General features: G+C 29.1%; 3 protein-coding genes. All 3 read right to left on the bottom strand.

Translation table 11 applies throughout. The features are described from left to right. Positions 1–348 precede the first annotated feature (348 nt). The gene (locus RH95_RS08400) at positions 349–1,443 is read right to left on the bottom strand and encodes a hypothetical protein (protein WP_010248070.1); all 1,095 of its coding nucleotides are present in this window, start codon (positions 1,441–1,443) and stop codon (positions 349–351) included. A 32-nt stretch (positions 1,444–1,475) separates the two neighbouring features. Beyond that, a complete protein-coding gene (locus tag RH95_RS08405; RefSeq protein ID WP_369369284.1) occupies positions 1,476–9,713 on the bottom strand; it encodes a helicase-like domain-containing protein in 8,238 nt (2,745 codons plus the stop codon). 932 nt (positions 9,714–10,645) lie between these two features. Then, the gene (locus RH95_RS09930; RefSeq protein WP_369369285.1) at positions 10,646–11,104 is read right to left on the bottom strand and encodes a TnpV protein; all 459 of its coding nucleotides are present in this window, start codon (positions 11,102–11,104) and stop codon (positions 10,646–10,648) included. Positions 11,105–11,922: the final 818 nt, after the last annotated feature.

Genomic DNA, 11,922 nt, shown 5'->3' on the forward strand with positions numbered 1-11,922 from the left:
ATATGAGCAATCAAAATTAAATCTTTTCTTTTCATAATTTTTCCTTATAAATGTTGGATAAAAACAAATAATTGTAACTCTATGATATAGACAATGTGTGATTTTATATCAATATTCTTCTAATATTATTATATACTATATCTCAGTATAAATTAGTTATTTTAGTATCTGTTATTCTCCTACTGCTTTCTAGTTATTTTTTACTCTTTTATTTATTGTAACCTTATCAATAATAAATCTCAGCTAACTTTTGTGTATTAAGCATATATTTGTAAAATATTCAACTAATACTTAAATAATCATTATTTATTCAACAAAAAAATAAAGCGATCCGAAGACCGCCAATTTTTATCTCTCTGCATCTTTTCTATGTTCAATTTTATGAGTCTTTTTATTATCATTACTTTTAAATCTATTTATTTTCCCAAATATAGACTTTTTATCTTTATTTTGAGTTTTTATTTGTTCTTTTGCTTTTAACAACTTGGCAGAATATATCTTTATACTCCTATATTCTTTTCCATTCTTTCCTTTGTTGGTTTTTCCCTTACCAAATAAGTGTACAAAGTCACCTTTCTTCATATTATCGACTTGACTAATTTTATCATCATATGCATAACAATCAGTAAACTTTACGTTTCCTTCCTTGTCATTTTCTGCTATAGAAAAGGAAGCAACTTTAAAGATTCTTCCATCTTTTGCTTTTAAATCTTTGATCTCTATATCACTAGCTAAATTTCCATCTATGTTTAATATATCCTTGCTTTCTTTATCTACTTGTTCTCGATTAATTTCTAAATTTTCTTCTAATCTTTGCTCATCTATATAATCCATAAACTTTTCATCAATAAGTCCCATTACTGAATCGCTCATATAATTATCATAGGTAGCATTAAGAACCTCTTCATTTAACACTCCTGTTTCAAGGGATACGATCCCTTTTACAAATTCTTTATGATTATATTCAGCTAGAAAGTCTATTGTATTTTTCATACTTTTAAAATCAGTGTTTTGCATATTTGCTATAGTTTTTACATCACTTGCATACCTTACTGATTCCCATTCATACTTTTCGCTTTTCTTGTTTAACTTAATTCCTGTAGCCAAAATAAATTGATTACCATCAAATAGTGTAGCTTGATTATCTTTCACATCAAGTACAATTGTTTCTCCAAATTCTGTATTAATTACATTTCCCTTTCGTACATCCATTAATATTCCTCCTATTAATTCTTCTTTTTCTTCATTAATTACAAATTGTTTTATTTCTTCAACTGTCGGATCATTAATTATAGTTTGAATAAAGTCTACTAATTTATCCTCTGAATCTCCTAAATTTTTGATTCCATACTCCACTAAGTTATTAATTATTCTTTGAGTTGCTCCATCAAAAGAAAACTCATCTTGTATAAATTCATTAAATCCATCTTTATCAAATTTCATATTCTCTTCCTCTAGCAATATTACTTAAATATTTATCTACCATAAGGCTCACAGTTGTTTATTTCTTTTATGTTATTGTCTTCTTCTAAGTTATTCTTATATTCCTGTAACTTATCTATAATAGATTCCTTTTCTTCTTTAGCATGAAAATTATCTTCAACATCATAAGTAGATTCAAAATAATCAGAATCTTTAAAGTCATTATCATATCTATCAGGAATCCCATCATTATCCAAGTCTAAATTTAATGGATCATAAAAATTACCTTCATCATCTATTTCAAGTCCAAGAATTTCCTTTAACTTTTTTTCATCAACTGCTACAAGCTCACTAAAATCCCAAAAGCCAATATCCGTCTTTATTTGTATTAACTCTTCCAAATCACTTGCGTCCAAAGGATCATAGGTGTACTGAAAGCTGTCAATTAAAGTATTGTCTACATAGGTATTCATTTTATAATTTTCTAAATCTAAACTAATTTGTATCTCATGTTTTTCATCTGGTGTAGTTGTATAAGCTATTTTTATGTCATTTAAATCAGGAAATAGGTTATCAAAATCTTCTACTTTGTTATCTTCTTCATATTCTCTATTCAAGAAATTAATTAATTCTTCCTTTACTTCTTCAAGCAATGGATTATCTTGTTGTATATCTTCACTATCTCCCATATCCAAAAGATTATTTACTTCTGAAAGCCTTAGAGACTTATCTTTCAAAAGCTCAGCTTGAGGAAAGGTTTTTTGTACTTCTAGTTTTGCTATTTGGAATTGTTCTTCTGTATCTTTTAGTTTAGATATATTATCTTCTAGTCTTTCTGGTAATTTATCTAGTATATTATCCATTCTTGTAATATTGCCTAATCCATCTGTTCCAAACTCTCCCGTATAATCTTCTTTTCCTTTCAAAATAAAGTTATACTTATTAAAAAAAGAATCATACTTTATAGATAGATCAAAGTTTCTATACTTACCTACTTTTATTCCTTCCCTATCCATTTCTCCATTAATTTTCAATCCCTTAATTTTATTCAACAAAAACTCCCCTGCCATTTTCTTATCTGTATACTTCTTTTCATCAATGGTTAGGGAGGTAAATTTATTTTCTTCTTTTGTATTTTTACTTACTTCTTTATAAGGTTCAGTATTCTTAATATCTTCTCTTATGTTCTCTATTTTTTCCTTTAATCTATCTATTTCTTTTGGATAAAACTTTATTACTTTATCTTCCATCTTATAAAGATTAGATTTAAAGTTTGATTCTAACATTTTAAGTTTAGAGACCTCTACATCAAGGTCCATCTTTTCTTTGATTAGAGGATTACTCGTTGCAAGTGCCTTAATTTCTGCATAATTTAAAGTCGCCTCATCTACATCTTCTGCTACTCTTACTGGCGTTTTTGAAGTCATAATTTGAGAAATATATTTTTGTTTGTTTTCTAAAGTTTGAAAAAGATAAGCATCGAAAGTGTTTTCTGTTATATATCTAAAAATATAAACTTTTTCATTTTCATTTCCTTGTCTTACGATTCTACCTGCCCTTTGAGAAAGGTCGGCAGGTCTCCAGGGTATATCGAGATCATGGATAGCGATTAATTTATCTTGAGCATTAGTACCTGCTCCCATCTTTTGAGTAGAGCCAAGTAATATTCGTATTTCTCCTTTTCTCACTTTGTCAAATATTGCATCTTTTTCCCTATTATTTTTTGCATTATGGATAAATTCTATCTCTTTTTCAGGCACTCCTAAATTCATAAGTTTTTGTTTAATGTCATCATAAATGTTAAACTCCTTACTTGGTGTAGACATATCACAAAAGATTAATTGTGCCGATTTTTTATCCTCATATTTTCCCCAAATACTAAATACATTTTTGATGCAAGTATTTACCTTACTGTTTGGATCATCTGGAAGTAGAGCATTTATTAATCTTTGATCTAAAGCCATTTTCTTTCCATCATTTGTAATTAGTAACATATTATCTACACTAGAATCAACTTGTTTATTACGAACTTTATCTGCTCTTTCTGAAAAAGTTTCAAGTATTTTCTTCTGTTCTTCTGTAGGCTTTGTCTTTATAGTTTCATAGCAAGCTTCAGGAGTCGGTAAGTTTAATACATCTGCTGTCTTAATATCCATAAATCCTTTTATTGTATTCATAAGTTCCGGTAGATTATAGAACTTAGCAAATCTCGTTTTACTTCGATAGCCATTTCCTTCTGGATTAAGTTCAATAGCTGTTATAGTTTCTCCAAAAGTAGAAGCCCAAGAATCAAAATGTTGTAACTTCATCTTTTTTAATTCATCATATTGTAAATATCTCTGCATAGTATAAAGTTCAGCCATGCTATTACTTACAGGTGTTCCAGTAGCAAATACTAGACCTTTGTTATTAGTTATTTCATCCATATAGCGACATTTCATAAGCATATCGCTTGACTTTTGTGAATCTGTAGAAGTAATACCTGCTACATTTCTCATTTTAGAATAAAGATATAGGTTCTTATAAGCGTGGGCTTCATCTACAAATAACTTATCAATTCCCAATTCTTCGAAAGTTACTACATCATCTTTTTTATAGTCAGCACTTAGTTTTTCTAACTTTGTCTCTAACTTTTTCTTTGTCTTTTCTAACTGTTTTACAGTAAATCTTTGATCTCTTTCCCTTTTATACTCATCTATATAGTCAATAATTTCATCAATTTGACTTTGTAATTCATATTCTTGTCTTTCTTTTGATATAGAAATTTTTTCAAACTGAGAATGCCCTATAATAACTGCATCATAATCTCCTGTAGCAATACGACTGCAAAATCTTTTTCTCCTATCTGGTGTAAAATCTTTTTCTGTTGCACATAATACATTAGCTCCTGGATAAAGTTCATTAAATTCTCTTCCAAACTGCTCTACTATATGGTTAGGTACAACAAACATCGACTTATTACTCATACCAAGTCTTTTTGACTCCATGGCTATACCTATCATTTCAAAGGTCTTCCCTGCTCCTACTTCATGGGCAAGTAAAGTATTTCCACCAAATAAACCCCTTGCTATGGCATCTTTTTGATGAACTCTAAGTTCAATTTCAGGATTCATTCCTTCAAAAGTAAGATTTGAACCATCATATTCCCTTAATCTTACAGAATTAAATCTTTCGTTATAGTCTTTTACCAGCCTATTTCTTCTTTCTACATCATCAAATATCCAGTTTTTAAATTCTTCTTTTATTATTTCTTGCTTACTTCTTGCAAGCATTGTTTCTTTTTGATTTAAAACAGATTTTTTCTTTCCGTCACCATCTTCTATTTGATCAAATACTTTTGTATCTCTTAGGTTTAAAATATCTTCTATCAGTTTATAAGCGTTTACTCTATTTGTGCCGTAGGTATAGATGGCAAGATCATTATTTCTATCACTGCTTTTACCTTCAACTCTAAATTCTCCCGTAAAGTCAGAATATTTAATATCAATATCCCATCTTGCAGATCCTGATGTTTTTAATAAGTCAAACATAAATTTTTTGTAATCTTCTTCTGGTATCCATGTTGCACCCATTCGAACTGTAATTTCACTTGCATCAAGTTCTTTAGGTATAACTTCCATTAGCTTTGTTTTTTGAAAGTGTAACTCTTTTAATTCCTTTTCTAATAATTCTCTATCTGCTAAATTTTCTTTTTGTCCTAGCTCTTTTTCAATATTTTTAATATAGGAATCTATCACTTCTACTTTTTCTCTTATATTTCCTGATAAATATTCATCAGCACTTACATAAGATCTTGAAAAATCTCCCACATCTTTAGCAGACTTAAATGGATTTATATCATTAGGTTCAAATGAATCTAGGTTTAAAAATATTTCTCCTTTTAATTCTTCTATTAATTTATCTCTCGATTTGCCTGTTAACTCTTCCATATAATCAAAATTAACTTTTCCTTTTTGACTAATAGATAGTACAAGAGCATCTATCGCCTTATCCGTATGATCTATAACTACAGCTTTTTTTATGGTTCTTTTCGTGAATATATCAGATTTTCCTATAAAGTTTCCTTCTTTATCTAATTTTTCCAAGGTTGAAATCAAGGAAAAATTGGAATCTTCTCTAAATAACTTTTTACTAGCTTTTGAATTTAACCTCCCATATTTTTTTGAAAATTCATCATATAGGCTATTTAGTTTTTCTTGTTCTTCTTTTATCTCTTCATCTAAATAATCTTCCTTTTGAAAAGTGATTACATTTCTCAGACTTGCATTTAATTTTAAATACTCTTCTACCTTTCCCTTATCCTTTTCATTTAAGGATACTTTTTGCATAATAGAATTTTCTCTAAAATATATTTCATCATCTACCATGGCAAATGAATAATTTTTAACCCTATCATCGGCAGGTACTAGTTTCTCTCCCAGGTCTTCATCCATTTGAACCTCTTCATATTTTCCTTTAATATTCTTTATTGCTAATTTTAGTCCTTCTTCTAAGGAAATATCTTCTCTTTCTATACAGGAAAGACTTGTTCCAAATCTTGATGATATTTCTTCCATAGTCCCTATTACCATGTCTGGATTATCAACAAAGTATTTATTGTAACTTAATCCTTTTTCATCTTTATCTAACTTAACCCAATCTTCATCTATCTTTAGAAGTCTATCTCTCTTTTTTAAGAAAATTATATCCGAGGTTACTTCTGTACCTGCTTGTCTTTTAAAAGTAGTATTTGGTAATCTTATAGCTCCTAAAAATTCTGCTCTTTCAGATATATATCTTCTAACGTCTTCACTCTTTTTATCCATTGTTCCCGATGATGTAATAAATGCGATAATACCGCCATCACGAACTTTATCTAATGATTTAGCAAAAAAATAATCGTGGATAAGAAAGTTATTTCTTTCATACTCACGATCTGCTACTTTAAATTCTCCAAAAGGAATATTTCCTATGGCAACATCAAATAAATTATTGGAAAAATTTGTATCTTCAAAGCCTTTAACTTGTATATTAGCATTAGGATATAAGTGTTTAGCAATTTTACCACTAATACTATCTAACTCTACTCCATAAAATTTTGACTCATTCATTTCTTCAGGTAGATTTCCTATAAATCTTCCTGTCCCAGCACTTGGTTCTAAGATGTTACCTTTTTTAAATCCAAAATTAGAAAGAGTTTCATAGATAGAGTCTATAACTAATTTAGGAGTATAAAAAGCTGTTAAGGTAGATTCTCTTGCTCTATTATATTCTTCACCAGTTAAATTTTCTTTTAAGAAATTTCTCGCATCAAGCCACTGACCTTCCTTTTCTTCGTCAAATACATTAGCAAGTCCTCCCCAGCCTACATACCTTGCTAAAATTTCCTGTTCTTCCTTTTTTGCAAATCTATTTTCTCTTTCTAGATTCTTTAAAAGTTTAATAGCTTCTATATTATTCTTTAGCCTTTGAGAAGGCGCTAAGTTTTCTTCTTCATTTAAGATTTTATAGTTTTCTAGGAAAACTTCCTCTATTTCTTTTTCTTGAATAGATTGTTGTTCTTCCAACTTATATTTGATTTTAAGTTTCTTATCGGCTTTTTCTTCTTTAAGATCTCTCGCAAAGTCTCCAAAGCTAATTTGCTTTACTGATTCTATATTTTCTACTTCTTTATTTCCTATAACTTCTAAATCAAGATCATTATAATCATTAAAAAGAATTGTTTCATTTCCTGTAATAAAACCATTCATTAGTCCTGTATTATCTTCTAGTTCTATAGTTTTAGGATTTGTCTTATCATTAATGTTAGATATGGTATATTCTCTACCTTGGTATCTAACATTAATGCCTTCTTTAAAAGACTTTTCTTCTTGTTTTTCTTTTTCCTTTTCTATTTGCTGATTTAAATATCCCTCTAGAAGTACTTCCCTGTGTCTATCATCCAATAAATAAGGGACACTATTTAATAAGTCCTTATAGCTTTTATATTTTATAGCTGAATTAGTATTCAAAATATATCCATTGTATCGCAGATTTTGTTTAAGGAATTTTTTCTTTGTATCTAAAACTAACTCAACCTCAAAGCCTTCTTTTCCCTTTATAGTGTCTTTAATACTATCCGGAATTTTTAATAGTCCATCTTCTACTTTCTTTGATAAAAGTAAATATTCTTCATTTTGAGGATCAAAGTAGTACTCTTTTTTTTCTTTAGTATCCTTTTCTATTAGCTTAGATATGACTTCCTTTTTATTTCTTATTTCTTCAATTTGTGTTTTTTCTTCTTGAAATAGATCCACATTAAAAATAATTTCATTTTCTCTATTTATATAAGCAAGATTCTGATAGGCCCCATTAATTTCAAGATTTTTATTTAGTACATATATATCATCATAGTAATCTGGAAATTGCTGACCAAAACTTTTTATATCTATGTCATAACCTTCTTTAAATTTTGTTACTTCATCATCAGATATTTCAAATAAGCCTTCCCTTTCCAATGTAAAGACATCATTTAAATTTCTAAGATTTACATCTTTCATTTTGATAACCATTTCATCAAATAAGCTATCTACTTTTCTGCTTTCTTCAAAGGATTTACCCTTATATAAGGTATATACCTTCCCTTGAGGATTGTCCTTTCTTGGATAAACTCTACTTCCTGTTTCTTCTAATTCTATATCATTTGTTTTCTCTCTATCTACTAGAGCATAATAGTAACCTACTTTTACTGCTATTTTATCTTCTAAAATCTCTTTTGCTAATTCTTCTTCTGGACTACCTCTTAGTATTTCTACTACTTTTAAATTACTTTCTTTAAAAGAATGTGAAAATAGTTTTAAGTCCTTATCAAAATAGGCATCATAGGAATAATAAGTGATTGGATTGTCATGCTCATCATATCCATTAGAAAGATTTTTTATTTTTAAATACTTATTGTCTTCTGTTCTAACTATGTCCCCTACTTTTATAGAGTCCATATTCTTATCAGCTTCTACATAATTCTTAAATAAATTATCTAAATATTCTCTATATCTATTTTGGGTTCTAATACTTAATTTTTTAACACTTTCTATAGACTTCATATCATCTGGAAGATTCCCCTGTTTATGGGAAACTTCTCTCATTATTTTTGCATATTCTCTTTGAAATACAGAATTAAAACTTGCTAAGGTATCATTCCCTAAGTTTTCTCTTGCTTTTATAATTTCTTTTTCTAAATCTTTATCCTTAACTAATACATCGAAAAGTCTATCTTCAATTTGATTTATAGAAAGTACTTTTTCACCTATCTTACTTTCTTCACTAGCCTGATTAAGTTCTTTCTGATTTCTTCCTATTTGTTCATACAGAAAATCGAAGCCCCTTTGATTAGCCTCATTTCCATCACCTATGTCTATCCTGTAATAATCAACCTTTTTCCCATCTACTATATGATTGAAATAGAATTTGGAATATCCTACCCATTCATTAGTCATCTGTGGATATTTATCTTCTTCAAATGTCTTATTTTGAAGTCTTATCTTTTTATCTACTTCCTTTATTTCATCTAATAGTTCCTTAGTTAGTCTTTGACCTTCATAATTTTTTTCTATCAGACTTGAACTTTCATTAAATTCAACTATCCAATAATCTTCTTCATTATCTATAAGATTATCTTGATTAAAGTCTATTTTATCTTTACTAATGTAAAATTCCTTAAACTCTTCAAAACCATTTACTATATCATCGTCTATAATTTCCCTATCGGAATTTACTATGATATTTGGAATGTCATCATATTGACTTTGACTTTCTAAAAGATAATATTCTTTTCCTTCTATCTCTTCCTTATCTTTAATATAAAATGTGTCCTCTATTCCCTCAAGAACAATTCCATCTTCTAAATGGTCTAAGGATGAATCTAATTGTTTTTCATAGGCTAATGAGTATAAGTCCTCTTTTAAAGAGTTTGGCATAAAGTCATCATAAATTACAAGTCTTCCATTTTCTCCAATACTTGCTACAGATTGCCCTTGATAGTAGTAGGTGGAAATATTATTTATCTTTTCTGTATAAACCTCACCATCTGTAGGAGGTAGATCATCTTGATAATTTATTGATTCTTGACTTTCTTCTTTTATATCTTTTACATCATTTATATCCTGGCTAACTCTTTTCTCCTTATCCTCTTCAATACTTTCTTCTATATACTTATTTTCTTTAATAAGGTCATTAATTCTTTTTACAACATCAGACCAAGATAGCTTAATTTCTTCAGCATTTCCCTTACTATATTTTATTCCCTTTGCATCATGCCATTCTCCACTTCCCATTGCCCCTGATAGGGCATGAGAAGAACCACCTATTCCATATTCATTTTTTAGAAAATTTGCCTCTTCTTTTAAAGTATGTTCTTCTCTAAAAAAGTCATATATTCGTTTTTTCCCATCGGAAAATCCACTACCTTTTCGTAAATTCTCATCTATTTCATCTTTTGTAATAAAACTATAGATAGATTCAATATCGGTCAAACTTGACTGGTATACTTTTCTTTCTATTTCTAAGTCTCTAAGATTCTGATAAATTCTATCTACTTTATGGTGATTAAATCGTAAAATATTAGGATTACTCTTGTATTCTTCCAAAAATACTTCATATTCTTTTCTTAATTCACTTCTAAAATTATTATCTTTTAGCTTTCTACATAAATTTTCTGTTTTTTCTTGGAAGCTTCTTTCCTTTATTTCACTTAGACTTTTAAGATAACTATCTTTTATTTCATCAGAAAAATCTTCTTTTAAATACCATAGTTTTTCTGCTATTTTTTCTATTTCATAAGACGAACTTTCTATTAATTCTACATTAGTAGCAAATTCTCCTCTGTCTAATAAATCATTAATATTACTAGCTAAATCTTCCCAAGAAACTATTTGACCTTCACTATATCTTGCTCCATCTCCCTCTTTAAAAATTGCTCCTTTTTCTCCAAACCAAGCTGAAATTTTTCTTCCATTTATTTCAAAACCATTAGCTCCTATATATGTTTCTTTTAAGAAGTTTGCTTGTTCTTTCAAGGACTTTTCCTTAGAAAACTCTGCTATTACTGGCAATCTACCATCTTGATTATTTCCTCCATAGATTAAAAATATATCTATTTCTCTTTGGCTTATTGGACTTGTAATAAAGATCTGCTCTTTCTGATTATTGGCAGAAAAAAAGGAAGTAGACTCTACTCCCTCTGTATCTTTAATTTCATGTTCATTTTTTAAACTAGGATAATCTCCCTTTCTCCCATCTCTTGTAGAAGCATATCCATATTCTTCTTCAGTCCTATATAGTTCAGATAGTCCTTTTCCTTCAATTCTTCTGTCAGTCCCCAAGCTTCCATCATCTTGACTTCTTCTCGGCTGATAAATTCCTCTATCTCTTCTTCCTTGGATAGTAGATGACTCATTAATGTCCCCTGTAGATACATTATCTGATAGTCCTCTTTCTTGCTTGCCTTGAGAAAGTTCAACCTCATCCTTCCCCAATAATTGAGCTTTCCTATATCCACTTCTTTCGGCATCTCCATATTCGGTACTAATACTTCCACTTCTTGATTCATCAGTTTCATCTTGTAAGTCCCTCCATGTATCTCGAAGGGGTTCTCCTTGATTACTGGTGTGTAAATTCCTTCCTCTACTAGATATTCCTTGTCTGCTAATACTACTTTCTCTTTCATCTTCTAAGCCTCCTTCTTCTAAATTATTGTGATCTTCTTCTATTATATTAGCCGTTGATTTATTATAACGCTCCCTTACATCTTTTGTCTGCTCCCAATTTCTTCTTTCTTGAACTTTCTTTGAAATTTCTAATTTATTTATTTCTCTTCCTAAATCAATTAAAATATTTTTACTTATATTAGATGTAAAATTTAAAGCTTTATCTATGTCCACACTTGATATTTTAGATAATATAGACAAATCTTCTTCCTTTAGTTCATAGGAAACTCCCATTCTCTCACTTACGGAAACTTTTACAGATTCTTTCAGTAAATTAAAAAGATCTATCTTTTGAATAGCCTTCAGGCTTTCATCGGATAGACCTTCTAATATTTCATCAAATTTTCTTCGAACATAACTTCCTGCTAAGGCATCTATTTTATCTTCTTGACTCAATAAAAGCTGGCTGTCTTTTTCTTTAAACTTATCTATTAGTTCATCTAATAAGTTAAAATGTTTTTTGCCATCATATTCCCATAATTTTACCTCAGAAATGTTGTGATCAACGCTTACCGTTTGCCTTATATCAAAGATATATTTTATTTTTCCATTTTCTATATCTAAAAGCGGTATTCCTTTTTCTCCTCTTTTGACACTCCTACCTATGCTTTTCCAGTAATCAAATTCCGCACAGGCTGTAGCCTTGGTATCCATATTGTAAATAGATATTTGGTGTATATATGGATACTTATAGTTGTTACCTACTACCTTTAAATACTCTTCATATTTCTTTATATCTTTCTTAAATTCTTCTTTTGCAAGATATATTGATCTACTT

Origin of the sequence: Peptoniphilus rhinitidis 1-13 (assembly GCF_000246925.1) — a bacterium.
Lineage (GTDB): Bacteria > Bacillota > Clostridia > Tissierellales > Peptoniphilaceae > Peptoniphilus_A > Peptoniphilus_A lacydonensis.